Genomic DNA, 25,876 nt, shown 5'->3' with positions numbered 1-25,876 from the left:
TTATTTTTTCCCTTTTAATAATTGGTACACCAGTTTTGATTGAATAAGTTGTATTTCGTGTTGAATCAGTGCCTGTGCAGAAAGATCATATGCATTCACCTCTTTCAGATAATCATTCGTGTTAATGACACCATTGGTAAGCTGTGCCAGTGTAACATTTTTGATCTGCTCTCTGATAGATACGATTTCTTTGTCTGAACCAATCAGTTTTTCCAGTTTAGAAATCTCATCCAGCTGCTGTTTCAGCTGAATATTTGTATTCAGGAGGTAGGTTTCTTTTTGATTCCTGATAAGTCCGGTTTGATTTTGCAGGATTGTTTTTTCTTTTCTGTTTGTATAAAAACCACCCAGCGACCATTGCAGTTTGATACCTGTTAGTGAAAACCAGCTGAATTCATTTTTCAACATATTCAAACCAGGTTTGCCATAACCGCCTTGTAAAAAAGCCCCCATTTTAGGTTTTGTTCTCGCATCAATCAGCCCGGTTTGTTTATCAACACTATTGATCTGGGCGTCAAATAAGGAAACTTCCGGTCGTAAGATCTGGTTGGTTTCGTCTAAGAGAATGATCTTTTCGGGTAATACAAAAACAGCCGAGTCGGTCAGTTTTTCACCAGTCAGTAGTTCGAGCGCATTATACAAGGCCCTTTTTGCCGACAGGATCTCATCTATCCGCTGGTTATTCTGTAGGATCTGTGCCTTAACCTGCAACACATTATTCCGGAATACCACCCCGTTCTTATACAGGGCTTCCACTTTCTGCAGGCCATTATTCAGATCGGTAGCTATGTATTTCATCTGCGTTAAAACCGCATCAGTGTATAAAATACTGCAATAAACCATCGCTACCCGCTCTCTTAATTTGTACAGCTCCACTTCATTTTTCAGCAAGTCTATTTCAGTACCCAGTTGGGAGATTTCTCTGGTTTTTTTATTCAGCCCTCCGTCGTATAGTGTTTGTTGGATTTCTGCAGTGGCTTTGTATTGATCTTTGGAAAGCGGATCGATCTTGAACAGATTATTGGGAATGGTTAATCCGGTAACATCAGATTGGTAAGTAACCTGACCGTTGATGGTAATCTGCGGAAATAGTAGTGTTTTAATATTATCAATGTTCAAAGACGCAGTACTTTTTAATAAATTATGCTGGCGTATCAAAGGATAATTGCTGAGTGCTAAATCCTGCATTTTTTCCAGTGTATACGTTTGTGAGACCCCAATATTGGCAGTCAGCAGAAAAAAAATAATCAGGTAACGCATAACAGGGTTATTTTTTGATTGAATCAATAATAAACTTCGGCACTTCCTGCATTCTTTGCAGCATCAGTTCGTGGTACTGTTCCTTACTAATCTTCATTCCGTACAGGAACATGGGCTTCATCAGAAAGGGGAACACGCACATGCTCAGAATATTCATTACAAGATGTTGTGGGTGGATCGGTTTTATATGTCCCAATTCTACTTCACGTTCTATCTGTTTGCTGAATTTCGGGAAGTCGGGTAGATCGTCTGCAAACATCTTGTGAATGAAAAGCTCAGGCTGTTTGTTAATCTCGCTGATCACAAATACCGGCACAAATGGATTGTCGATTGCCATCTGGATATAGGTTTCACAGATGCTTTCTATTTTCTCGAAAAGCTCCATATCTGAAGCGATCTTATTTTTTAGTATCGGAGAAAATTTCTGCAGTTCTGTAAAAAAAACCTTTTCGAATAAGAGGTTCTTGTTTCTGAAATAATAATGAAGGAGGGCCTTGTTTATACCTGCTTCATCTGCAATCTCCTGCATCGATGCCCCATCCTTCCCTTTTACCGAGAAGATGGTTTTGGCAGCCAATAAAATGGATTCTTCGGAGGATGATTGCTTATTAACCATATAGTTTAACCGTTTGGTTAACAAAAATAGATAATTAACCACACCACAGTCATTTTTTTTTGAATGAGGCCCTTTCCGCAGAAGATTTTAACCGAAATTATTTCGTAACTATTTGATAGATTGTGTATTATAGAATTTGCTATGGTTTCTTTACAGTCCTTATCACACTGGCTTTTGATCCTTCCAGCCGCTTTTATCATCGGCTTGGGTAAAGCAGGCCTGAAAGGCGTGGATATGCTGAGCGTAACCCTGATGGCTTTTGTATTTGGCGGCAAAGCTTCTACAGGCATTGTATTGCCCCTGTTATGTATGGCCGATATTGCTGCCGTGGCTTACTATCACCGGCATGCACAATGGAACCATTTCCGGAAGATCACTCCCTGGATGGTACTGGGGGTATTGCTGGGCGTTTACTTTGGTAAGGATATGGACGAAACCGTATTCCGGAAACTGATGGCAGCGATTATCCTGATCACCATCGCCATTGTATTGGTAATGGAAATGCGCAAGTCGCAGAAAGTGCCCGCGCATCCCTTGTTTGCCATTGGTACCGGTTTGTCTGCGGGTTTTACCACTATGATCGGTAACCTGGCCGGTGCTTTTGCTAATTTATATTTTCTGGCCATGCGCATGACCAAAAACGATTTTATCGGAACAGCCGCCTGGATCTTCCTGTTCATGAACCTGTTCAAACTGCCTTTTCAGGTTTTTTACTGGAAGAATGTTACCCTGCAAAGTTTTCAGGTAGACTTAGTGCTGCTGCCCATGCTGGCCCTCGGCTTTTGGGCCGGGATTGGTATCGTGGGAAAAATCAAAGATACCAGCTACCGAAAACTGGTTATGGTATTAACCCTGCTGGGTTGTGTGCTGATGCTGGTGAAAAGTTAACGTGCAGTTACTGTTTGGCATTTACCGGAATCCAGATCTCTTCTTCCGAATCATCACTTCCCTGTTTGTATTTTTCTCCCAGTAATTCAAAATGTGGCCGGTTGGCTAATGTATAGCCCGAACGTGGCAACCATTCACTGAAAATAAAAGAGAAGATCTCAGTACCCATACCGGTATGCGGGAACACAGCATACAGACCTCCTTCTACCAACAAAACTTCCATGCCCTCCGGAATATGGGCCACTTCGCTTACTTCTACGGCTGCCCATTTGGTAAAGGGTGTATGTGGATCAAAAGCAAGGAAATAATCCGGTGGATAGAGTTGTAAGGAGAACAGATCGGTCCCGGTTTTGTGTGAGATCGTATTTTTTACCGGCATAAACGACTGCCAGAGTTGCCCGGTTGTATTGTCTGCCATAGACATAGTAAGGTGCTTGCCCACCAGTAGTTTCTTGGGCAGCTTAACGATTGTTGGTTCCATGCGATTTTTTGTATGGGTGCTACAATGAATTCTCTGTTATATTATACGAATCAATATCGCAAACTATGATAATATATGAAATAGCCATATATTTGTTTTACCCTCCCCCCGATCACTAAGCATCCAAAGTTTGCCTGTTTCGTTTTATCTATTTAACCTATAGCCCTATGCGTTTTTTACAAGCACGAAAAATGATGCTGGTTGCAGTTCTTTTAGTAACAGTGGCCATGGCTTCTGCACAGCTGCACGAGCGGATTTACATACAATCAGACCGGAATAGTTTTGTAGCGGGAGAAACAATCTGGTTTAAAGTGTACCTGCTGAACTCACTGATGCCCGGAAGTACTTCTACCAACCTGTTGCTGGATCTGGTAGATGAATCCGGCAAGCGGATCAGCAGTGGCAGCCTGCCTATTTTTGGTGCAACCGCTTCGGGCAGTCTTGATCTGCCTTTAACCCTGCCACAAGGAATTTATTTTTTGAGAGTATATACCAACACGAAGCCGGATAAAAACAAGTATTTCTCTGCAACAAGAATACTCTATGTGTTCAACCCTTCCGGTAAAACAGTACCGGTTGCGGCTGAACCTGCTTGTATTTTCCATCCTTCATCGGGTAACCTGGTAGTAGGAATCGCCAATACCATCTATGTAGAAACCCGCGATCCGCTCGGTAAACCTGCCGTTACCGAAGGGAAGGTTGTAAACGCCAAAGGAGAGGAACTGGCCGTATTTACAACTGATGTTAACGGAAGAGGCAAATTTGCACTACTGCCCGGAACAGGCGAAGAATACACGGCCCATGTTCGGTATGCAGGTGGTACCGTTACCAAAGTATCCTTACCGCGCCCCGACGAAACCAAAGTATTACTCTCTGTATGGGAAGCCCCCAAAGCCAGGCAATTCAATGTATTTATACCCGATAACCTGCGCGATGGTGCTGCCATGTCAATCAAAGGATATATGGATGAAAACCTCGTATTCGAGAAAAAGTTTGTTGCCAATACGGCCCAAGTAAATGCCCGTATCTCCGTTGATGAATTGCCTACCGGTTTATTACAGTTAATGGTGGTTAATGCAGGGCAACAAAAACTCGCCGAAGCAGCCAGTCTGATTGTGGCAGACAGTGCATTTGTTCCGGTTGCTTTCACCGCCGATACACTGCGTCTTTCTCCCAACGGAAAAAATGTATTTACGGTAACGATACCCGAGGGTATTGCGGGGAGTTTCTCTGTTTCTATCACAGATAAAGACAAAACCATTTATACCGAAGAGAATAATATTGCTACCGGTTTGCTGCTGAACCAGGATAGTAAAAATCATGCATTCATCAGCAGTGCTAATCTCAGTGCCGGCATACCGAAAGAACAACTGGACCTGCTGATCGGAACAACTGCCTGGCGCGATCAATCGGTGGCAGCAACAGATACGGTGATCAATTACGACTCTGCTTATATCACTATCAAGGGAAAAGTACTGAACAAGGGCAATAACAAACCCCTCAGCAAAGGAGATCTGAGTTTTACCTATACCACCCGCGATTCTGTAACCAATATGCTTCCCGCATCGATTGAAAAAGATGGCAGTTTTGTCTTGCCGCAACTGATATTTGAAGGGAACCAGTTGTTCCGCTATTCGCTGAACGGTGATAAATGGATTGAACTGGCCCTTACAATGGATACCAGCAAACCGGAAGATAGATTCCCCTTACCCTTCCGGGAAAACTATCTTACCGTAAACAGATCATTGTTTGCCGATGAAGAAAAACTGGCTGTGGTAAAAGAAATGCATACCATACTGCTGTCGGATTCCATTTCGTCAACAGGATTACGCGAAGTAACCGTAACGGCGCGGAAAGTGCCGCCCAAACAACAGGTGAACGACAGGTACACATCCGGTATGTTCAGAAGCATGGGTTCAGCCAAAACACTGGACCTGATCAACGATCCACCCAGTCCGGCCTATAATATCCTGGATCAATTGCAGGGACAGATAGCAGGATTAATGATCAGTTCCGGCGGTGGTAATTATACGATACAGGCTAACCGGCAATTATCACTTACTCTCATGCCGGAAGTGCGCCTGTTCCTGAACGAAATGCCTACCACGATCGATTTCCTGAAAGGCATCCGTGCAACGGATGTGGCACTGGTGAAATATTACCCGCCCGGTATGGGAGGGGGCATACCAACCGTGGGCATTGGCGCCGCCTTGGTGGTGTACACCAAAAAGCCAGCTGATGGCGGTACCCAGATAATTGGTGCCATGAGCCAGTTCAAATACCCGGGTTATTTGTTAACCAAAGATTTTGTTAACGATTATCTACAGAAAAATACATTAGGTGTTGGCAGAAGAAATACCGTGTACTGGAACCCGAATCTCTTTCCGGAAGAGGGAAGTAATGTATACAAGATCCGTTTCACCAATTCAGAAACTGCCAAAAAACTGAAACTGGTAATGGAGGGTGTAGCTTCAGATGGCAGGTTACTGCATTTTGAAAAAATACTGGAATAAACATTTCCGCATAAGCAATAATCAGCATGCTACGCCTTTGGATCTTTTCCAAAGGCGTATTGTTTTCTTATATGGATGCTGCATATATTTTAACAAAAACCTCCACTTTTATGATCCTTCCCGAAGAGAATAAAAACTATTGAGGATCTGACTTATCTTACCGTTTATTATTTCAACCGGACCTTATGAAAAGATGTACCTTTTTACTATCTGCTATTACGCTATTGTTTGTATTGATGACAAACCTGTCGGCGCAGGCACAACCCGAAAAAGCAGAAGCTGCCATCAGAACCATCATGGAAGAGACAAAAGTGATGGGGCTTTCGGTTGCTGTGGTGAAAAACAATCAAATCATCTATACGCATTCCTTCGGACTGAAAGACGCGGAAACCAATATACCATTAACAGATGACTGTCTGTTTAGGATCGCTTCTATCTCCAAATCTTTTTCGGCAACCGCTATGATGCAATTGGCAGAAGCCAAAAAACTGTCATTAGAAGAAGACATGAGTAATCTGGTTGGTTTCCCTATCCGGAATCCCAAATATCCTGAAACGGTGATCACGCTCCGCATGGTTTTATCGCACCGTTCTTCTATCAACGATAGCCAGGGGTATTTTACGCTGGATGCCATCAACCCTGCTAAAAATCCCAATTGGGCCAGGTGTTATAATGAGTATGAACCCGGAACCGGTTACCAGTATTGTAACCTCAACTACAATATGGCAGGAACAATTATCGAAAAAATATCCGGCAAAAGATTTGACCAGTATATCAAACACCATATACTGGATCCCCTGGAATTATATGCAGGTTATTGTGTAGACTCGCTCGATCGATCCCGTTTTGCTACCATTTATGAGTACAATGGAGATTCTGCAAAGTTTATCGCTTCGCCGGCTGCGTACGCACCCCGCAGCAAAGAGATTGCCGCCTATACCATGGGATATACCACGCCCGTTTTCTCACCCACAGGCGGAATGAAGATCTCGGCCACAGACCTTGCCCGCTATATGATCATGCACAGCAAACAGGGAAAATACAATGGTAAAAGAATCATTTCCCGGAAAAGTGCGCGCGAGATGCAGACCCCGCTTTCGGACAAAGAGAATTACGGGTTGGCCTTATTAAAAACAGACAAACTGATTGTTGGTAAAACCATGACCGGCCACACCGGTTCTGCCTACGGTTTATACAGTGTTATGTTTTTTCAACCTAAAGAAAAATTCGGTTTTGTGGTGATCAGTAATGGCTGTCATCCGGCGTATTCAGATGGTTTTAATGCGGTGATGCGGAAAACAGTGAATAGCCTCTATGAGGCTTTCATCTCGAAATAACGATGTCGTTCACGCAGTGTTGGCAAAACACAAAAGGATCCTGCTCATAACCAGGATCCTTTTTTATTAAGAAGATGCAGATTATTGAGTAACAGGTGTACCGAGCAATTTTATTTTATGCTGCATATCAGGACTGAGTTTTTTAAGCAGCTCCACATTCACCACCCCTGTTGGCATGGGGTCCTGTACAATTTTAAATAACTGGTTGGCGGCGATGGCGTAAGAGCGGGCCCTGGCCACCAGCGAAGCTTCCGGTGCAATGGGATCTACATCTGCTGCAAATATGGAAATGGTATTATCGCTGTTGCGGATAATCTGAAACGTACGGAACTGTTGCGGATATTCACGCAGGGAAGGTGTTTCTACCTCCCAGAAACCCAATTCGGGTTTTGCAGGATCCGGAGAAGGTTGTGGCGTAACCACACTCAGATGCCTGTGTCCGGAAACCCAGAGAATCAGGTTGGAATAGTTATGAAGTGTAGCCAGCATCTCATCCTCATTTTTATAGGAATCGCGGCTCCAGATCATAGACTGTCCGAGTTGTGTAGATGGATCAATCTTCACTTTGATCGGGATATGTGCCGCAATAATCATCAGTTTGCCTTCGGCCTGTCCTTTATCCAGTTCGGCTACCAACCAGTCGTACCGTTCCTTATCAATATATCCTTTCCCGTAAGCGTCTGTAACAGGTTTATCGGCATTGTTGGTATTATCCAATGCAATCACTTTAATAGGGATATCGGATTTGGGTTCGAATGTATAATTCGCAAATCCGGTGCTGGCCATGGCTGCTGTAAATCCATGCCCTGCCGGCTGACTGGTACTTTTCAGAAATTCTCCGATCACTTCTTTTTTTGCGAGAGGGAACCTGTTTTTATCAGCAGGAACGGTAGGCGGCACGACAAAACTGTTTACCGGTCCGGCGCCAATAATTTCTCCGTTAATGGTTTTGCCGTCAATGGCACCCATGTAAAAACCACGGGTAGCCAGTCCTGCTTTATCGGTAAAAATATTACCGAGCTCTAGTATGGTGCTTCCTGTCATCCGATCACGGACATAAGTATCAGGAGGAAACATGCCCATCCAGATATGATCGTGGTTACCCAGTGTCTGGTACCATTTAATGGATGGATCAAGACCTTCTGCTTTGTATTCATCCTGGTAATCGTTATTGGGACCGGGGTTGGGATCATCTTTTACACCCGAATCAGGATTGATGAATTTCCCATCCATCACATCTATAAACCATCTCAGTTCATTGTACTGCGAACTGTTGATGGCATCCCCGAGTGACAGACCAAAATCAAAAGATTTGGTTTGATGCAACCCATTGATTGTTTTCACCGCTGCATTCAGCATATGTGTGGTGTACAGCATCGAAGGTGAGTAACCGGAAATAATATTCCATTTATATCCATAGTAGATTGCTTCAGCCGGCGATTCTTTGTCTGTGATGTGAATATCGGAAATAGAGAAAAAATGCAGTAGCGAAGCCGCCTGGCTCACATTATCACCGGTATAACCAGCAGGCATCAGATCAAGTCTTTTCTGGTAGGGTACACCGGGTCCATATCCCCAGAAACCAAATCCATACTGTGAGAATTTGGTAACCTCATTCGGACCGATCAGTAAGGGAACAGTATATGTATTGGTTGGTACGATGGTTCTCTCTACCGTGGTGTATACTTTTTCAGTAGCCGGGCTCAGCGTGCCCGTTGATTTTTTGCAGGAGATATTCGCCGACAATAACAAACCTGGTACCAGCAGCAGGTGAACGGGAGAGAAATGTATCGTTCTCATTTTCGTAGTTTTTGGTGGATGAGAAAACGCAGGAAGCCATAAAAAAAGAGCCTGTATAACAGCGGAATATGCAGCTGTTAGTTGTGCACAAAATTACCCCTCTTCAGTGGCTGAAAAGATGATGGAAGTCATGTTTTGAGTAAGCGGAAATCCTTGCTGCTGCTGTGTTCTGTGTACAAACAGGGCAGAAAAATATGGAAAGGTTAAAAGGCAGCGAAAAAACGTTCCAGTTTGGAGGGGTCTAATTTTCCATCGGTTCTTACACTACTGCAGAGATCGATACCGAAAGGGTTTACTTCGTCTACTGCTTTTTTTACATTGTCGGCAGTAATGCCCCCCGCCAGAAATACCGGAACCTTACTCTGTTCCACAATTTTCCTGCTTAAGCCCCAGTTATGCACCCTTCCTGTTCCGCCCAGTTCTTTGATGGTGGCTTTGGGGTTACCGCTGTCGAGTAATAATGCATCTACCGATGCGGCTATGCGGATGGCTTCTTCCACGGAGCTTTCATCTATCACATGTATTACCTGCACCAGTTTAATGGTAGGTAATTCTCTTTTGATCTCTTCATAGGTTCCTTCTGCCAGTTCATCTACGATCTGGATGGTATTGGTAAGCGTTCTTCGGTGATGTGCTATAATAGCCTGCGCAGCTGTTTCGCTGGTTAACATGAAAGTAGCAATGGGTGGTGGCACTGTTCGGGCAATGGCAAGAATCAGCTCATCTGCAATCGGCCCCGGACCGCTGGGCATCCTGGCTACCAGGCCCAGTGCGGATGCACCATGATCTACCGCCATCCGGGCTTCTTCAACAGAACTGATACAGCATATTTTGACTTTTGGGATCATGCTTCAAAAATAGCGCTGTTTCCATTTCTGCCAGAGTTGTTTACAGGAAACTTGTTTTTGAACAGATGACCGGTAAGGCGAAAGCTATTTAACGGCCCACTAATTTCTGCAGTGCTTCTGGATAACGGGCTCCCTGTACGGCAATCCGGGCAGCAGCGGTATTGATCTCTGTCAGATCCGCTTCGCTGAGTTGGATGGCAATCGCACCCAGGTTTTCTTCCAGCCGGTGTAATTTGGTAGTACCTGGGATAGGGGCGATCCACGGTTTTTGCGCCAGCAGCCAGGCCAGTGCAATCTGTGCCGGTGTAACATTCTTTTGCTTCGCGATGCTGTGCAGCAGATCTACCATACCCTGGTTCGCTTTTCTTGCCTCGGCGGCAAAACGCGGAACCACATTACGAAAATCGTTGCTGTCGAACTGCGTATTCTCATCAATCTTACCAGTGAGAAAACCTTTACCCAGCGGACTGAAGGGAACAAAACCAATACCCAGTTCTTCCAGGATAGGAAGGATCTCCTGCTCTGGCTCTCTCCACCAGAGTGAATATTCGCTTTGGAGGGCAGCTACCGGCTGTACGGCATGTGCGCGACGGATGGTTTCTGCGCCGGCTTCGGATAAACCAAAATGTTTTACTTTACCCTCTTTGATCAGATCCTGCACCGTTCCCGCTACGTCTTCAATAGGTACATGGGGATCAACGCGATGCTGGTATAACAGATCGATATGATCGGTTTGTAATCTTTTGAGCGAAGCTTCCGTAACCTTACGAATATTTTCTGGCCGGCTGTTCAGACCTAGTGAAGGTTGCCCCTGTTCAAATCCGAATTTGGTAGCAATCACAACTTCGCTGCGGAAAGAAGCGAAAGCTTCGCCCAATAATTCTTCGTTCAGGTTGGGACCATACGCTTCTGCGGTATCAAAAAAGGTAACGCCGGCGTCAAAAGCTTTTTGTAATAACTGGATCGCGTCTTTTTTATCTGTAGCAGGGCCATAGCCAAAACTGAGTCCCATACATCCAAGGCCCAGGGCCGATACTTCCAGTCCACTCTTGCCTAATTGTCTTTTGGGTAATATCGTATTCATCCTATTTCATTTTATGTACGGCACAAAACTACGGCGGTCTGAAAGCAACTACTAACAAGAATGAAATAACTAACTACGAATTTCAAACAGTTCTGAATTGCAGCGGACTGATAGACACATGCTTCTTAAAGAAATTATTGAAATGGGTGGTTTCTTTGAAGCCAAGCGTGTAAGCTATCTCAGATACTGTCCATGCACTGTGTTTCAGCAGGATCTTGGCTTCCTGTACCAATCTTTCTGCGATCAGTTGTGTAGTGGTTTTCTCCGTAATTTCTTTCACGGCCCTGTTTAAGTGATTCACATGTACATGCAATTGCTGTGCATAATCAGATGCCGTGCGCAGGGTTATCTGTTGGTGGGTATCATCAATAGGAAACTGCCTTTCGAGCAGCTCGAGAAAAAGCGTAGCAATGCGTTGAGAAGCATTCTGCGGTTGTTTATCCAGCTTGGAAGAGGGTTGCAGTTTCATTGCAAAATGGATCAGCTCAAATACGATGGTACGCAGTACATCATACTTATGGATATAATCAGAATTGATCTCTTCGAAAATCCGTTTAAAGGAAACGGTTACTTCGTCTACCTGTTCATCGGTTAATTCAAATATATGGTTGCCGCCGGGCTGGAAAATGGAATACTGGTTCAGGTTGCCAAACTGGTGAAAAAAATGCGTATTGAAAATACAGAACACCCCGCTACGGATAGTATCCCGATGTTCCCACTTATAAGGGATCTGCGGATTGGAAAACGACAAAGCCTGCTGTTGCACCTGAAATACCCTGTCGGCATAATGTACCTGGCTTTGACCCATTACCAGCATGATCTTGTAATAATCCCGGCGTCTATAGGGAATGGATTTTGCATTGTCTCCTCCTACAAAAGGCTCCAGCTTAAAAACATTGAAGTGCCCGATCTCGTTCCGGATATTATCGGGCATCCAGGCAAATTTGTTCTGATAGAATTCTTCTATGGTTTCTACTTTACTCATCTCCCATAAATTTACCGTTTTCATGGCTACACTTATTGTTTCAGGAATTTTTTATGGAAGGAGTAGATAAGACTGAGATTCCAGACAAAATCTTTACTGGCCGTAATACTGGTTTGAATGGTTTTGTTGAACATGGTGGAGATAGAGAATGGAAAATTATTTTTTGCGAGGGTGAGGGCGCCGGTAACAAAATAACCATCCTGCTGATCCATTTGTAAATAATATACCTGGGGACTGAACCGCAGAAAATAGTCTTTGTTGAGACGGATGGCAGAGAAATTACTATTGATGGTAAAAAAGTTGGTAACACCCGTTGTGCCATGATCCAATCCACGCGAATACAGATAATACAGGCCTACCCGTATATTTTTTCCGATCTGATAACTGGGAGCCAGTTCTCCTGCAAAATAGCGGCGGCTTACCATGGTTTCGCGGTAAACACCATTGATCGAGAGTAGCTCACTCCTGAAATTCAGTGCGGGGTGTACGCCGATATTGAATAGAAACTTAGGCGTACGTATCAGTTTATAGCGCCCCCAGAAAATAAAACTCCAGGGTTTTGCTTCCAGCGAGAAACGCAGTTCCGGGTCGAAGCTGAACCGGTTCTTGCCGGTAGAAAGGGTAATGATAGCGGCCGGTTTGCCCAGCGAAAAAGTAGGGATTACCGACATACCGTTATTGGTAACACCAACAGAGCCGGAGAAAAAACTGCTTTTCTGCGCACTGTCTGCAGATTGCGACAAAGCGGAATGCTTACAGCAGAGAAACAGGAAAAACAGGTATACCAATTTTGTTGACATGGCGGCAAGGGTAATGTAATGACAACAAAGGGACGAAATACACTCTTTTCAAGATAACGAAAATCAAATTGATTCGTATATATTTCAAACAATTGTTCATGGTACCCAAGCCTCTTATCTGGAGAGAAGCTTAGAAAGACAGGCTATTGACTGTAGCTCCAGAAAATAGCCTGCCCCGATTTATGCAAAACTGAATAACAGTGGGAAAAGAAAAGTGACCAGCACACTCCAGATGCCATATACCGGAATAAACAGGGCGATACTGTTCTCCAGTTGCTGCACAGTTGCTTTCCCTTTCAGGATTCGGAATAGCTGGTAGGCCACCAGTAACAGGTTTACAAATATCAGGAGATTGGCACCCAATACCGCTGTTCTGTTAGGGGTGATACCAAACTCACTCAGTCGGAAGGCAATAGCAGAGAGGGCAATACCATTTAGTATAATGGTTAACAGTGAAAGACCGAATAAAAAAAGCAGGTTCAGTTTACCGGCTGTGTTTTTGGTAGCTTCTGATACCGAAAACAAAATGATGGCCATCACAGCAATCAGTAATCCATTAAAGAGTAAGAGAAAATTCCTGTCGTTATAAATATTCTTACCGGTATAAATAATGGCTACTAAAAAAACCAGCAGGGTAACAAATACCAGCGGCGTAAAGATCCGGGCGATAACAGGAGAGATTTTATTGACCAGCTGAGGATTGTTTACTACCAGGTAAGCAGAAAGTATCGGAATAGCCGAAAGCCCCCATACGGCAATATTTTTTGCATAAAATTCCTGAATATGCAAACCGATCAGTTCAAATAAACCAATCGTGATACCGGTGAACAAAATGCCTGCCAGCGTTAACAGGGCTGCCATCACCGCAAAGTCTCCGTTGAAACGCAGATAGTCGATCCGTTGTGTAAGGCTCTTCCAGTTACCCCCGGCAAAACTATAACCCAACAGGGTCCATAAAAAAACAGGCAGGTGAATACAGGCCAGCACAAGGGAATTGCTTGTAGGGTTATTGGGTAAGAAATTAATATAGAGAGCCGACAGTAAAACTGCTACCAATGGTACCAGTAGCTGGTTGATGCTGGTCTTTTGTTTCCATAAAAAATATGCCAGTAACATCGGAAAACCTACCAGGCCAATATTGCGCATAAAAAAGTAGTCCGCGTTCATACCGGTAAAATCCGGGATCTTGGCCAGGAATCCGGTAACCAACGCCGAGAGTAAAACAAACAACATTTCATTTTTCGCGCCGAGAAAGAAATCTTCCTGTTCAAAATTCAACCGTTCATTCCATACCTGTGCACTGGCATGTGTCTGGATGTCTGGGTACACCGCATTGAATACACGTAAGAATAACGTTTTGTTTTTCCGGTATAGTTTTTCCAGTTGTTTGGGATTGTCTATGTTATGGATGATGGCTTCCTTAACAGTGGTAAACTCTGTGCCGGGTTCTTGTATGGTTGCTTGCATATGTGGGTAATTTGAATGCCTGATAAAAGGGTAAGTGTATAGCTGTTAGATAGATTGTCTGATCAATTTCTCCAGCGCTGTGAGGTGTTCACTGAATGCTTTTTTTCCGGCACTGGTTACGGAATAAGAAGTATTGGGTTTTTTGCCGATGAATTGTTTTTTCACTGCTATGTATTGCAGTTTTTCCAGGGCACTCAGGTGACTGGCCAGATTACCATCGGTGATCTGCAATTGTTCTTTGAGGGTACCGAAATCAATACAATCGTTCACCATCAGGATCGACATGATACCCAGGCGCACCCTGCTCTCAAATGCTTTATTGATTTCTTCTATGAAATTTTTCACTTCTCGTATGTAAAATAAATACTGATGCCGTAAACAATATGCAGTATGCCAAATCCAAATGCCCAGAACAGCAGACCATAATCTGTAAAATAGGAAGCGATCAGTCCAAGACCAACTTCCAGCACACCCAGGTAGCGAATATCGTTGATGGTGTACTTGCTGGCGTTGAGTAGTGCCAGTCCGTAGAAAAGCAGGGTAGCCGGAAGAACCAGTGCCGGTTGACCCTGGTAAAGTAATATCAGACAGTAAATGCCGCCTGTTACCAATGGAATGGATAAGTTCAGCAGCATTCGTTTGGCGGTAGCATCCCAAACCGGCAGGTTTTGTTTTCTGGCTTTGCGTGCAGACATATAAATGCCGGTAAGCAGTGAGAGTAACAATACGAATCCAAAATCGGCAGCCAGCAATGTAAATAGCGTATAGCCGGCTATGGGAGATTCATTGTTCAATAATGTATAATACCCTTGTTCAAGTGGTGTTATACCCAGTAATAGATAGGCAGTCAGAATAGCGCCAAGGGCAAGGATCCCAACGACGACCCCCGCCAGACCGCTCAGCGATGAAAATCGCGATGAGCGTTCCATTAAGTTCCTGATGTCGCGGATGGCATCTAACTGTTCCTGTTGTTGATTCATCTGAATAATTTTAGGGTAGTAGGTAGTAAACGGTATATAAAAGTTGGTGACGTTTTAAAACGATTGCAGCATGAGGTCTATCTTATCAAATAATTGACCCACCCCTAGACTTGCCCAAATAATGAATATCGCCAGCAGAATTTTCAGTACACCGTGTACAGCATAGCCGGTCAGTTTCCGAAATAGGGAATGTAAAGGCGGATAGTAGACCAACGAAAGGGTAAACAGGAATAAGCCAAACATGGCATCGTTACCCCAGCACATATTCACGATGCCGATAGCAGAAAACAGGATGCCGCAGATCCAGCCCAGCAGATTTAAGATCAGTGATCTGTAATTCATGGGTTCTTTATTTTAAAAGTACTTTGTAATTCAAAGTTAACAAAAAATACTGACCTGCCAAATCTATTCAGGGTTTTGGCTTTGTTTTAACCTGAAAGGTGAAGGGAAAGAGATTGTTAAGTTATTTTGTTGTTGATTTTCAATCGATTACCTTAATTTCAAGGAGCTTCGCTCTGAAATTGCCTGCAACCGGATCATACAAGGTGCTGGCCAAAATGAATGATATTACCGCTATTATCCAGTATACTGAACTGCCGCAGTTGCCAGGGTTTGGTCTCTAATTTTCCGTTGGGATGTACAATACCGAGCGCATTGCATTCCTGGTACAGGGCATCAATTTCATCTACATACACATAACAGCCGGTGTTTTTGGGAATATTCTCATCATCGCACCGCCACAAATGAATGCTGATCTGGTCACGGTGAAACATCAGGTAACCATCCCAGTTCGCATTACAGGTAAAGCCCAGCTTTTCATAAAAGCTGATGGTGGGCTGCTGTTCCAAAAAAGCAAGTATAGGTGCGGCGGTTAATAGGGGCATGGATTAAAAATACGAAAAAGCATTAACCCTATACAGCAAACACAAACTTTCCAAAAGCTATTGGTTTTTGATGGTCAGATCTCTGAAAAAACCCTCGGTACCGATATCCACAAACAAACCGATTGCTCCGCTGGTATGTTCTCCGAGTTTCAGATCATTCACAATTAAAGAGGGATGTGCCTGGTTATTGATAAATAATTTTGCACGGGTCCCTTTTACTTCAATTCTCAATTGTATCCATTCGTTCAACCCCATATCCGCATAACTCTCATATTCACCGGCACTTTCCTTTCGTAATCTGTCATATTTAAAATCAGGGAAAGAAAAATACTGCACAGACCGGTTTCTCCGTAACTGCTGCCCGGCCCTGCCATTGGTTGGGCGGATATAGATACATTCGAAGCGCTCATTTTTTTCACTGATCCGGAATGCCACACCGATAAATCCCCTAGCATGTGCGGGAGCATCGGGTAACAGTCTGCTCAAAACATTTACTTCTATAGTGCCGTCCCGGAAAGTCAGATCGTTTATCCTCACAAAAGTGGCTTCATCATCTTTTTTAACGGCTGTATCTTTTGTTACCCGGATGGCTTTTCTACCATCCAGTTCAACAGCTTTCATCATTACCTGAACGGGAGTCAGTTTGTTTGGCGTTAATGCAATGGATTGCCCATAGACTTCCAAACCGCTGGTGAACAGAGACAATAAAAAAAGAATGTACTTATGCATGATAGAACAAATTGTTACAGGAAAGATACAATTTGCAGCAAATAAGATGAAGGATTACGTTACTTATGAGGATAGCGCAATGTTACGGCCTTTGTTAAAAGGCCATGCAGTTCAAACCTTGCAGGAAACTTTATGGAAAAGGGAAGTATCATTTGAAAAGAAAAGGGATTCGGTTTTATAGGTGATGTTGCGATGCAAGACAATCGTTGACAGAAAAGACAAATAGTAAAATTCAACCCGCTATGCTTACAAAATTCAAGGCACGAGCGGAAGCTTTTTTAACAAGTTTAGGGGGGTAAAAGCCAGTTTTGTGCAAGCCACAGAAAATAAGAGATACTTTTTTGGCGTAACTATTTGATTTTTAAGCCCCGCTTATTGATAGAAACTATACTTTTTCCGCCTTTCCATACTTTAAATACAACCCAGAAATAGGAAATAATGGGTTGTTTTTGTTTAATACAACCCCAAAAATTGGTATTTTGGGTTATATTAAATAATTAGACCCAATGCTCCAATTTCTGCCTATACGAGGAGATATCGAAACTAAGGCGGTCTTGCGTAAAGTTGCGATGGCGCATAAGGCACTAGCTGAACTGAAAGGTGTAATCGGAACAATTCCGAATGAGCATATTCTTCTCGAAACTCTTACACTCAGTGAGGCAAGGGAGAGTTCAGCCATTGAGAATATTATAAGCACTTTTGATGAGATATATCAAACCAGTTTGTTTAGTAATCAGTTTGCAAGTCCGGCAGCAAAAGAAGTACATCAATATGCCAAAGCATTAATTGAAGGGTTCCGACTGGTTAAAAAAAACAGGATCATTACCAGTAATCATATACTTCAGATCCAGAAAGTCGTAGAACAAAATGATGCCGGATACAGAAAGTTACCGGGAACTAAATTATTGAATGACAAAACCGGCGAAGTGGTATATACTCCTCCACAAGACCATGAATCTATTGTTGCGTTGATGAATAATCTGGAACTTTTCATCAACGACGATTCTCAAATGGATATAGATCCCTTACTAAAAATGGCCATCATACATCACCAGTTTGAGAGTATCCATCCATTTTATGATGGTAATGGCAGAACAGGTAGAATTATAAATATTTTATATCTGGTTCAAAAAGAATTGTTGCATTTGCCCATACTTTACTTAAGTCGCTATATTATTAGAAATAAAACGGACTATTACCGTTTGTTACAGGATGTACGTTCAAGCGAAAATTGGGAGGAATGGCTGCTTTATATGTTGGATGGAGTTGAAAAAACCGCATCAGAAACTGTCCTATTGATCAACTCCATGAAACGTTTGATGCAGGAATATAAAATGCTGATAAGAAGTAGATATCCAAAAATGTATAGTCAGGATCTGCTGAATAATCTTTTCAAATATCCTTATACAAAAATTGAATTTATACAATCAGACCTTCAGGTAAGCCGGAATACCGCCATCCGTTACCTTGAAGAATTGGTAAAAGCAGATATTCTTGTAAAACATAAAATTGGCAGAGAGAATTTTTATGAGAACAGAGAATTGTTTAAACTGCTGAGTGGAAAATAAAAAAACAGCCTTGCAGAATCTGCAAAGCTGTATAGTGTGGCTCCCCTTATTGACGAAAGATGCAGCTATATTCCGATGATTAAGGTTGCAATTATCTGAAAATTAAAGACTTGAACATCGTGTGAGATTGCAGGAGGTTAAATCCCATTCTGCTTTTCCTCTTTCTTCTTGGGAGCTTTGTATGCTCTTTTTATTACCTTCAAATCCTTAAAGTATCCTATGGTTGCAATATCAACATAAAGACCAACTCCTCCTTTTTTAACATTACCCAACATTTTATCAACGATAAAAGAAGAATACTTCATATTGTTTATAAACATCTCCGCTGTTTCACCATTTACTTCAATTCTCATGGTAATCCATTCTTTCAATGCAACCGGTGCAGAACCTTCATAAGAACCAGGAGGATAATTCTTTCTCAATGTTTCAAATTTAAAATTAGGATATGAGAAGTATTGAACAGCGTGGTTTCTAAACATTTGATTGGACGACCTACCAACTTTTGGTCGCAGATAAATGGACTCAAATGCTGAATCGTTTGGAGCAATTCTATAATACAAGCCAATAAAACCAGCAGCTGCAGGAAAAGGTGATGGGTCTTGGATTTGACTATACATTTTAACCTCAATAGTCCCGTTTTCAAAATCATCTATTCCAACTAATTTTGCATAATGCTTTTCATCCACAGTTGCTTCTAATCTATTAGCATCAAAAGGTAATGACTGCAAATCTCTTTCAATTTTAAGGACATTTTCACCTTGGAACTTAATGATTGAACCAGTTACATTATGTAATTCAAATTCTTGTTTACCCAACTTTAATTTAGTTTGAGCAAAGTTTGTTGAAGTTATTAGTAGTTGGATAATTGCTAATAAGATAATCTGTTTACTATTTTTCATATTAAAATAATTTTTCAGCTGGAGGTGTTGCACCTGCCAATCTTAAATAAACTGTTGTTTGACCACGATGATGTGTTTGATGTTCAAAGCATTTATTTATTGCTTGTTCTCTACTCATATCAAACTGACCAAATAACTTAATATGTTCTGCAAGTTTTGAATTAGGATATTTTTGAATTGCATTTATAGCAAAATCATAGGCTGCTAATACTTTTGCTGTAACAGATGCCTTATTTGTGTCGTTTGATTTTTCCAAATCAGACGCTGTTGGTTTCTCGTTAGTTGCAAAAGCGACAAACCCATAAATTGCATCACTCAAGTGTAAAACCTGACCAGAAAACGAACGCATTTCTTTTGTTGGCTTCAATGAATAACCACTTTCTGGCATTGCATCTAAATACTCTTTTGTATAAGCCTTCGCTCTTTGCCACTCTTTAACAAGTGTTTCATTTGACGTCTGTGCTTGTAAATTCCCCATAATTAAAATTGTTGTTAACAGTGTTAAAGTTTTTTTCATCGTGTTTATTATTTTGTTCAATACAAAACTAAATCACATAGTTTATATTTGTAACCAAATAAGTAAAAACCAGTAACCTTATGGTAACCACAAATTTTAATTCAAGATTTATTGACAACCCATTAAACTGTCCTGTAACAAGAGCAATGAGCATTATTGGTGGAAAATGGAAACCCATTATACTAAACTGTATTGGGGACAAGCAAATACGTTTTGGTAAATTAAATCAGATTATCCCCTCAATTTCTAACAAAGTGCTCTCGAGTGAACTAAAAGAAATGGAGAATTTTGGGTTAATTAAAAGGGTTGAATACACTGAAATGCCTCCAAGGGTGGAATACTCCCTTACAACGTCAGGCAAAACATTGCTACCAATTCTACATGAATTAGCTTCTTGGGGAAACACGAATACCGCTAAGAAAATAATTAAGGAGTTTGCTTGATTTTTTTACAAAGATGCAGCACACCTAAATCATTGACGGACAAAGAAAAAGCCATCATTTCTGATGGCTTGTCTAGTTTGGCTCCCCCTTCTGGACTTGAACCAGAGACCCTCTGATTAACAGTCAGATGCTCTAACCAACTGAGCTAAGGAGGAATTTCCCGCTATGGGGTTGCAAAAATAGGGAAAAATGTATTCCGGCAAAATCTGTGGCTGAAAATTTACAACAAACTCCAAAATCCCTTGTCTTCCAGCCCTATATAAATGCCATCGGGGCGGGTTTCTATGGGGTAGGTCTTTAAAAAATAGCCCTCGCCACTGGTATTGCGTCCGTTTTTCAGGTCAAACCGATAACGGTGCAGGGGGCAGGTTACCTGTCCGGCTGCATTAATATACCCATCGGCCAGAATCCCACTGGCATGCGGACATTTATGCGCACAGCTGAATAACTGTCCATTGTGCCTGGCCAGGGTCACCGTTTTACCTCCGGCTTCTACCAAACAGAGGTTATTATCCTGCCAGTTTAATTCGGCTTCATTGTCAGCGATTTTATACCAGGTTCTAGTTTTATCATCCATAAATGTATTTTTCTTTTATTATGTCTATCTTTAATATTCCCCCCCCCATCCCATATTGTGACGAATTTCTATCTTATGCGTAAACTATGCGTTTTTCTTTCCTGTGCAGGATTCTTTCTGGCAGGAACTGTTCTTTATGCACAATCTGTAAGGGTTGACCAGGTATTCGGATTAGGGGTAACCAGCGCCAATATTTCCGGTGAAGCCAGATCAATTACAGACTCATCTGTTACTGATGCTGCGTATTCTGTAAAACTACGTCAGTTCGGAATTGTGTATGGTGCAAGAGTAAACGTTCTTACCTGGTCTTTTGGATCGGTTAGTATCGGTTCTCCCGTAATGCTGGGTTTCAGCACAACGAGTAATTATCGTTCCGTCGATTTCAATGGTACCAAAAGAGATACGATTGTGGGACTCAGGGGTACTCGCCTGGCATTTGAGCTTCCTTTACTGGCAGACCTGAATATTGGCCTGTATTCAGCAGCTGAAGATTCAAGAAAGAAAAAATTCGGGATCTATGTTGGGGCAGGGTATGTATACAGTTATACCAAACTACATACTTCGGTAGGCAACGTGATTTTTGATGGATTCGATCCTTGTGTACGGGCCGGTATTCGTATGGGAGATAGCTGGGAAAGACGTTTTAGTATTGGCTTTACCCTACGGGGCAACTTTTCAAACAATGGTTCACCACGTACTTACGGCATTCAATTGTTGAAAGAACTGTAAGCAACCCGATTCAGACGCCAGCATTAATTTGAAAATGTCATAATCTGAAAATGGAAGCATCTACCCGGCGGTTTCATTTTCAAATTTTCAAATTGCCAAATTTTCAAATTGTTTTAGTACTGAACCGTTCTATAGGGGTATCTGATCTTATACATATCCCTCACTTTCGTTAAGATCATTTCTCGCAACGCGTCGATATTGTTTTTTTCCTGGGCCGAAACAAATACGCAATTATTATCGGTGGCTTCGTCCCATTTCTCTTTCAATTCGCGCAGGATCTCCTGTTGTACGCTTTCATCCAGCCACTCGTCAAAGTTCTTCTCGGTGTAGAGGTCCATTTTATTGAAGACGGTGAGGATGGGTTTTTCGAAAGCTTTCAGTTCCTGCAGGGTCTTGTTCACCACACCTATCTGTTCTTCGTATTGCGGGTGGGATATGTCTACTACGTGTAGCAGAATATCCGCTTCGCGCACTTCATCCAGGGTGCTTTTAAAGCTTTCTACCAGGTGGTGGGGCAGTTTGCGGATAAAACCTACCGTATCACTCAGCAGGAATGGGGTATTCTCAAAAACCACTTTACGGGTGGTGGTATCGAGGGTAGCAAACAATTTATTTTCGGCAAAAACCTCACTTTTACTCAGCAGGTTCATCAGCGTGCTTTTACCTACGTTGGTATAACCCACCAGGGCTACCCGTATCAGCTCGCCACGTTCTTTGCGCTGGGTAAATGCCTGTTTGTCTATTTCGGCCAGGCGTTTTCGTAAGAGGGAGATCTTATCCTTCACGATCCGGCGGTCAGTTTCAATCTCCGTTTCGCCCGGACCACGGGTACCAATACCTCCCCCCTGACGTTCCAGGTGTTTCCACATACCTTTTAAACGTGGCAGAAGATATTGGTACTGAGCCAGTTCTACCTGTACTTTGGCCTGAGCGGTGCGGGCCCGGCTGGCAAAAATATCGAGGATGAGATCGCTACGGTCAATGGTTTTTACACCCAGTTCCTTTTCAATATTGGAGATCTGCGAACCGGTTAACTCATCATCAAAAATCACGAGGTTGATATTCCGTCCCTTTACATAGGTCTTGATCTCTTCCAGTTTACCCTTGCCCACAAATGTGCGGCTATCCGGATGCGGTAGTTTCTGGGTAAAGCGTTTCACGGCCACGGCACCGGCGGTTTCTGATAGAAAAGCCAGTTCATCCAGGTATTCGGTTACCTGCGCTTCTGTTTGCTCTTTCTGGATCAGCCCCACCAACACGGTCTGCTCTTCATTCTGTATCGCTTTCTTTTTCTCGATCAAGGGGAAATAATTTAGGCGAAGGTAATCAATGATGGCGGGAATCGTGAGTCGTGAGTCGTCAGACGTGAGACGTCAGTCGTGAGAGAGGCAAAAAAAATCGTGAGCAGGATGCAATCCCACTCACGACTCACGTCTCACGACTCACGCGGCCTACAGTCCGCTGATGGTAACGCCGAGTGAAAATTTATTCATACTGGCACCAACGCCGTCTTTTAATACACCATTAAACTGGTAACCGGCATCAATCGAGAAAATGCCATAACCCACGCGGCCGGTAAGGGCCAGCATGGTGCCGTTGAAGAAGCGTTTGCTGCTTTCTTTTTCAATATAACTGGTACCGTACACAGAAGCACCACTTTTGGTGACCAGGTTTTTACCCTTGCTATAGGTTTTCAGCAGGGTGCCCACTTTAATACCCAGGGCCGCTTTCCATGATTTGCCGGGGTTGGCAGGGTCTGAGAAATAACGCAGTTCTACCGGGATCTCGGCGTAGATATTGGTTACTTTATATTTACTGAAGTGATTGGCACTGTCTACATTGGTAAATGGTAGTTTGGCCGTATTGGCATTGATATCTACATTGGTGTTCTTGAAGAACATATTGCTGCTCCCGATACCGATTCCATAAGCGATGCTGTACTTAGGATTGGTTTTGAAAGGTTTATCCAGCATGAAATAGATATTGAAATGCCTGCTGAAACCGCTGGTACGAACACTGTCAGGACGGTTGGTCCAGCTATCGGCTCCATATTGGATCATAAAATGATCGGCAGCACGGTTGCTGAGGTCTATTTTATTCTTGGTGTCGGTGGTTTGAGACAAAGCCAGGAAAGAAGCAGAGAGACTTAGAAGAACAAGTAATGTTTTTTTCATTTCAGATAGTTAATGGCAGATAGTTTGCCTTAGGGCGCAAAAATAACAGAATTGGCTGCATACCAGTGGTTAAAAATTAGTCAAAACACAGATTGTGGGTACCAGGCATGCTGTTTTCTGTGTAAAATCCGCGAAATGGCCTGTCTGAAGCCGTAAATGACCGCTGAAATGCCCCTTTTGATCCCGGTGTAAACCGGGTATCGGGTAAACAGAAGCGTCGATATCCTCCATAACAGCCTATCTTTACAGCTAATCATCACTTAAATATTTTTATCCGCTTTGAAGTTTACTGAATTTGGCCTCGACGAAAGATTACTGGAAGGGATCGACTCGATGGGCTATGAAAACGCCACCCCCGTACAGGAACAGGTGATCGTACCGATTTTACAAGGGAAAGACATTATTGCCTCTGCTCAGACGGGAACCGGCAAAACAGCCGCTTTTCTCCTGCCTGTTATCAATAAGATTATTACCGAACCGCATGATGCGCATAATATCAATGCCCTGATCATTGTACCCACCCGTGAACTGGCTGTTCAGATAGCCCAGAGCATGGAGGGGCTTTCTTATTTTACCGATGTAAGTTCCATTGCCGTTTATGGTGGTGGCGATGGTACCAGTTTTACCACCGAGAAAAAAGCTTTATCGAGCGGCGTGGATATGGTGATCTGTACCCCCGGCCGTATGATTGCCCACCTGAACATGGGTTATGTGAAGATGCAGGCAGTGAAATACCTGATCCTGGATGAGGCCGACCGGATGCTGGACATGGGTTTTTATGATGATATCATGAAAATCATCTCTTTTCTGCCCAAACAAAGGCAGAACCTCCTGTTTTCGGCCACTATGCCCATGAAAATGCGCGAAATGGCCCGGAAGATCCTGCACCAGCCACTGGAGATCAATATTGCCATATCCAAACCACCGGAGCAGATCGTACAGGAAGCTTTTGTAGTGTATGAACCCCAGAAGATCCCCCTGGTGAAAGAGATCCTGCGTAAGAAAGACTTCCAGAGTGTGATCGTTTTCTGTTCCAAAAAGATCAATGTAAAACAGCTTTCGAATGAGCTGAAACGTTCTAAGTTCTCCATCGAAGAGATCCACTCAGACCTGGAGCAGGACAAACGCGAGCAGGTATTACAGGATTTCAGGAACAAAAAACTGAAGATCCTGGTGGCCACTGATATTTTAAGCCGCGGTATTGATATAGAAGACATAGACCTGGTGATCAACTACGATGTTCCCAACGACGGTGAAGATTATGTACACCGGATTGGTCGTACGGCCCGTGCCGCCAGTGAGGGAACGGCTTATACCTTTATCACCGAAAAGGAACAGCAGAAATTCGGCCAGATCGAAGAATTGCTGGGCCATCCGGTAACCAAGGCAGCAGTGCCGGAACAGTTTGGTCCCACACCCGCCTATAATCCCCGCGCTGGTCGTGCCCCCCGTGGTGGCAGTGGTGGTGGACGAAATCATCCTCCCCGCGGAGGAGGAGGCGGTAAAAAATATGCCGGACGTAATCCGAAAAGATAATCAGGCTGATTAGCGATACTGATGTAAAGGACCTGAAAGGGTCCTTTTTGGTTTCTTTTAATTCAGTGTAACGGATAGTATCCAGGCAAGGGCCGCTGCGGAATCTGTAAAATACTGTTCAAAAGGGTTACTGAATTTTTCCTGGTAGTCTTTCATTTTGGTTTCATCCTGGTGCACATTGGCCATGGCCACCACCCGGATACCCTGTTCGGTGCTAAGGGTAATAGTTGCTTCGGGAAACATATCGAGGTAGCCAATGCGGTATCCATGCCGGGCGAGTAACAGGGGTATAATATTGCGGTATTGTTTGTGTACCTCAAAATTCTCTGCCTTGAATCCATGCAGATCAACCAGCATCTTCACATCTGTATTATCGGGTACCTGCTTTATGGTTCCGATCAGCGTATTTTCCCAATATTGTATATCTGCTGTATCTAAGAGGCCGCTTAGGCGGGTAGTAACCAGTTGTTCTGCAGGTTGCCAAAAACTATTAATAATTTTTGTCATAGGTTGATTTATATTAAAATTAATAGTAATCGTAATATCTGTCCCGCCTCTTGTATGTACGGCTTCTGACCTCTCTATCTGAAGCTATCGGATTTTTCAGGTTCGCGATCAGCAAGGGATTCAAGCAGGCAGTAGGATGGAACGGAAAGACGGGAAAAGGATGAAAGGGAAATAGTTCCCCCAACCGGGGCTGAAAAATCTGTCTGGCGTAAAATAACTAATCTGTAGTATCATAATAACATACACTATCTTAC

The 25,876-nt window shown here is 43.1% G+C and carries 27 protein-coding genes and 1 tRNA gene; 7 read left to right on the top strand and 21 right to left on the bottom strand.

All coding sequences use genetic code 11. From position 1 onward, the window contains the following. Together AC1RNB_RS07390 and AC1RNB_RS07385 are read right to left on the bottom strand one after the other, a co-directional pair. The gene (locus AC1RNB_RS07390) at positions 1-1,260 is read right to left on the bottom strand and encodes a TolC family protein (protein ID WP_493082019.1); all 1,260 of its coding nucleotides are present in this window, start codon (positions 1,258-1,260) and stop codon (positions 1-3) included. A gap of 7 nt (positions 1,261-1,267) precedes the next feature. Next, positions 1,268-1,876 (bottom strand): TetR/AcrR family transcriptional regulator, encoded by a 609-nt coding sequence (locus AC1RNB_RS07385; RefSeq protein WP_493082018.1) that lies wholly within the window; start codon positions 1,874-1,876, stop codon positions 1,268-1,270. Positions 1,877-2,017: 141 nt separating this feature from the next. Between AC1RNB_RS07385 and AC1RNB_RS07380 the strand changes: the two genes are divergently transcribed. Further along, the gene (locus AC1RNB_RS07380) at positions 2,018-2,764 is read left to right on the top strand and encodes a sulfite exporter TauE/SafE family protein (RefSeq protein WP_493082017.1); all 747 of its coding nucleotides are present in this window, start codon (positions 2,018-2,020) and stop codon (positions 2,762-2,764) included. Positions 2,765-2,771: 7 nt separating this feature from the next. On the opposite strand, the gene AC1RNB_RS07375 is transcribed toward AC1RNB_RS07380, so the two are convergent. After that, positions 2,772-3,245: a GyrI-like domain-containing protein gene (locus AC1RNB_RS07375; protein ID WP_493082016.1), complete on the bottom strand. Its 474-nt coding sequence runs from the start codon at positions 3,243-3,245 to the stop codon at positions 2,772-2,774. Between the two features lie 167 nt (positions 3,246-3,412). On the opposite strand from AC1RNB_RS07375, the gene AC1RNB_RS07370 reads away from it, so the two are divergent. Both AC1RNB_RS07370 and AC1RNB_RS07365 read left to right on the top strand, forming a co-directional pair. Beyond that, positions 3,413-5,758 carry a hypothetical protein gene (locus AC1RNB_RS07370; protein WP_493082015.1) on the top strand — a complete coding sequence of 782 codons (2,346 nt, stop codon included), beginning with the start codon at positions 3,413-3,415 and terminating at the stop codon, positions 5,756-5,758. A 185-nt stretch (positions 5,759-5,943) separates the two neighbouring features. Beyond that, positions 5,944-7,095 carry a serine hydrolase domain-containing protein gene (locus tag AC1RNB_RS07365; protein ID WP_493082014.1) on the top strand — a complete coding sequence of 384 codons (1,152 nt, stop codon included), beginning with the start codon at positions 5,944-5,946 and terminating at the stop codon, positions 7,093-7,095. An 81-nt stretch (positions 7,096-7,176) separates the two neighbouring features. Here AC1RNB_RS07365 and AC1RNB_RS07360 read toward each other — a convergent pair whose 3' ends face one another. The 11 genes from AC1RNB_RS07360 to AC1RNB_RS07310 form a co-directional block, all read right to left on the bottom strand. Then, a complete protein-coding gene (locus AC1RNB_RS07360; protein WP_493082013.1) occupies positions 7,177-8,895 on the bottom strand; it encodes a TIGR03768 family metallophosphoesterase in 1,719 nt (572 codons plus the stop codon). Between the two features lie 203 nt (positions 8,896-9,098). After that, positions 9,099-9,743: a phosphoribosylanthranilate isomerase gene (locus tag AC1RNB_RS07355; protein ID WP_493082012.1), complete on the bottom strand. Its 645-nt coding sequence runs from the start codon at positions 9,741-9,743 to the stop codon at positions 9,099-9,101. An 88-nt stretch (positions 9,744-9,831) separates the two neighbouring features. After that, the gene (locus AC1RNB_RS07350; RefSeq protein WP_493082011.1) at positions 9,832-10,827 is read right to left on the bottom strand and encodes an aldo/keto reductase; all 996 of its coding nucleotides are present in this window, start codon (positions 10,825-10,827) and stop codon (positions 9,832-9,834) included. An 82-nt stretch (positions 10,828-10,909) separates the two neighbouring features. Next, positions 10,910-11,836, bottom strand: coding sequence for a helix-turn-helix domain-containing protein (locus AC1RNB_RS07345; RefSeq protein WP_493082010.1), 927 nt, complete (start codon positions 11,834-11,836; stop codon positions 10,910-10,912). Between the two features lie 8 nt (positions 11,837-11,844). Then, on the bottom strand, positions 11,845-12,612 hold the full coding sequence (locus AC1RNB_RS07340) for a hypothetical protein (protein ID WP_493082009.1): 768 nt from the start codon (positions 12,610-12,612) through the stop codon (positions 11,845-11,847). A 180-nt stretch (positions 12,613-12,792) separates the two neighbouring features. Beyond that, positions 12,793-14,079: a hypothetical protein gene (locus AC1RNB_RS07335; RefSeq protein WP_493082008.1), complete on the bottom strand. Its 1,287-nt coding sequence runs from the start codon at positions 14,077-14,079 to the stop codon at positions 12,793-12,795. A 45-nt stretch (positions 14,080-14,124) separates the two neighbouring features. Continuing rightward, complete coding sequence (locus AC1RNB_RS07330; RefSeq protein ID WP_493082007.1) at positions 14,125-14,424, bottom strand: winged helix-turn-helix domain-containing protein; 300 nt, start codon at positions 14,422-14,424, stop codon at positions 14,125-14,127. After that, positions 14,421-15,059 (bottom strand): hypothetical protein, encoded by a 639-nt coding sequence (locus AC1RNB_RS07325; RefSeq protein WP_493082006.1) that lies wholly within the window; start codon positions 15,057-15,059, stop codon positions 14,421-14,423. Before AC1RNB_RS07325 ends, AC1RNB_RS07330 begins: the two co-directional genes overlap by 4 nt. 54 nt (positions 15,060-15,113) lie before the next feature. Continuing rightward, entirely contained in the window at positions 15,114-15,401 is a 288-nt protein-coding gene (locus tag AC1RNB_RS07320; RefSeq protein WP_493082005.1) for a hypothetical protein, read from the bottom strand. Positions 15,402-15,595: 194 nt separating this feature from the next. Further along, entirely contained in the window at positions 15,596-15,943 is a 348-nt protein-coding gene (locus AC1RNB_RS07315) for a DUF8817 family protein (protein ID WP_493082004.1), read from the bottom strand. A gap of 57 nt (positions 15,944-16,000) precedes the next feature. Then, entirely contained in the window at positions 16,001-16,672 is a 672-nt protein-coding gene (locus AC1RNB_RS07310; RefSeq protein WP_493082003.1) for a 3-keto-alpha-glucoside-1,2-lyase-like domain-containing protein, read from the bottom strand. 506 nt (positions 16,673-17,178) lie between these two features. Between AC1RNB_RS07310 and AC1RNB_RS07305 the strand changes: the two genes are divergently transcribed. Then, positions 17,179-18,240 (top strand): Fic family protein, encoded by a 1,062-nt coding sequence (locus AC1RNB_RS07305; RefSeq protein ID WP_493082002.1) that lies wholly within the window; start codon positions 17,179-17,181, stop codon positions 18,238-18,240. A 137-nt stretch (positions 18,241-18,377) separates the two neighbouring features. Here the strand turns inward: AC1RNB_RS07305 and AC1RNB_RS07300 are convergent, their stop codons facing one another. Further along, entirely contained in the window at positions 18,378-19,139 is a 762-nt protein-coding gene (locus AC1RNB_RS07300) for a LamG domain-containing protein (protein ID WP_493082001.1), read from the bottom strand. Between the two features lies 1 nt (position 19,140). Continuing rightward, positions 19,141-19,656 carry a DinB family protein gene (locus AC1RNB_RS07295; protein ID WP_493082000.1) on the bottom strand — a complete coding sequence of 172 codons (516 nt, stop codon included), beginning with the start codon at positions 19,654-19,656 and terminating at the stop codon, positions 19,141-19,143. Between the two features lie 80 nt (positions 19,657-19,736). Here AC1RNB_RS07295 and AC1RNB_RS07290 point away from each other — a divergent pair, with 80 nt between their 5' ends. After that, positions 19,737-20,099: a winged helix-turn-helix transcriptional regulator gene (locus AC1RNB_RS07290; protein ID WP_493081998.1), complete on the top strand. Its 363-nt coding sequence runs from the start codon at positions 19,737-19,739 to the stop codon at positions 20,097-20,099. 78 nt (positions 20,100-20,177) lie between these two features. Here the strand turns inward: AC1RNB_RS07290 and AC1RNB_RS07285 are convergent. Together AC1RNB_RS07285 and AC1RNB_RS07280 are read right to left on the bottom strand one after the other, a co-directional pair. Next, a tRNA-Asn gene (locus AC1RNB_RS07285) sits at positions 20,178-20,254 on the bottom strand. 65 nt (positions 20,255-20,319) lie between these two features. After that, positions 20,320-20,676, bottom strand: coding sequence for a Rieske (2Fe-2S) protein (locus AC1RNB_RS07280; RefSeq protein WP_493081996.1), 357 nt, complete (start codon positions 20,674-20,676; stop codon positions 20,320-20,322). 75 nt (positions 20,677-20,751) lie between these two features. Between AC1RNB_RS07280 and AC1RNB_RS07275 the strand changes: the two genes are divergently transcribed. Further along, on the top strand, positions 20,752-21,405 hold the full coding sequence (locus AC1RNB_RS07275; RefSeq protein WP_493081994.1) for a hypothetical protein: 654 nt from the start codon (positions 20,752-20,754) through the stop codon (positions 21,403-21,405). Positions 21,406-21,518: 113 nt separating this feature from the next. Here the strand turns inward: AC1RNB_RS07275 and hflX are convergent, their stop codons facing one another. Both hflX and AC1RNB_RS07265 read right to left on the bottom strand, forming a co-directional pair. Further along, positions 21,519-22,706 (bottom strand): GTPase HflX, encoded by a 1,188-nt coding sequence (hflX, locus tag AC1RNB_RS07270; RefSeq protein WP_493081992.1) that lies wholly within the window; start codon positions 22,704-22,706, stop codon positions 21,519-21,521. A gap of 150 nt (positions 22,707-22,856) precedes the next feature. Further along, entirely contained in the window at positions 22,857-23,579 is a 723-nt protein-coding gene (locus AC1RNB_RS07265) for a porin family protein (protein ID WP_493081990.1), read from the bottom strand. A 279-nt stretch (positions 23,580-23,858) separates the two neighbouring features. On the opposite strand from AC1RNB_RS07265, the gene AC1RNB_RS07260 reads away from it, so the two are divergent. Beyond that, a complete protein-coding gene (locus AC1RNB_RS07260; protein WP_493081988.1) occupies positions 23,859-25,115 on the top strand; it encodes a DEAD/DEAH box helicase in 1,257 nt (418 codons plus the stop codon). Between the two features lie 57 nt (positions 25,116-25,172). On the opposite strand, the gene AC1RNB_RS07255 is transcribed toward AC1RNB_RS07260, so the two are convergent. Further along, on the bottom strand, positions 25,173-25,622 hold the full coding sequence (locus AC1RNB_RS07255; protein ID WP_493081986.1) for a hypothetical protein: 450 nt from the start codon (positions 25,620-25,622) through the stop codon (positions 25,173-25,175). Between the last annotated feature and the right edge of the window lie 254 nt (positions 25,623-25,876).

The sequence above is a fragment of the Sediminibacterium sp. GW821-FHT12F12 genome (genome assembly GCF_058806635.1).
The sequence above is the reverse complement of the archived record's forward strand: the minus strand, read 5'-3'. Positions and strand labels throughout refer to the sequence as shown.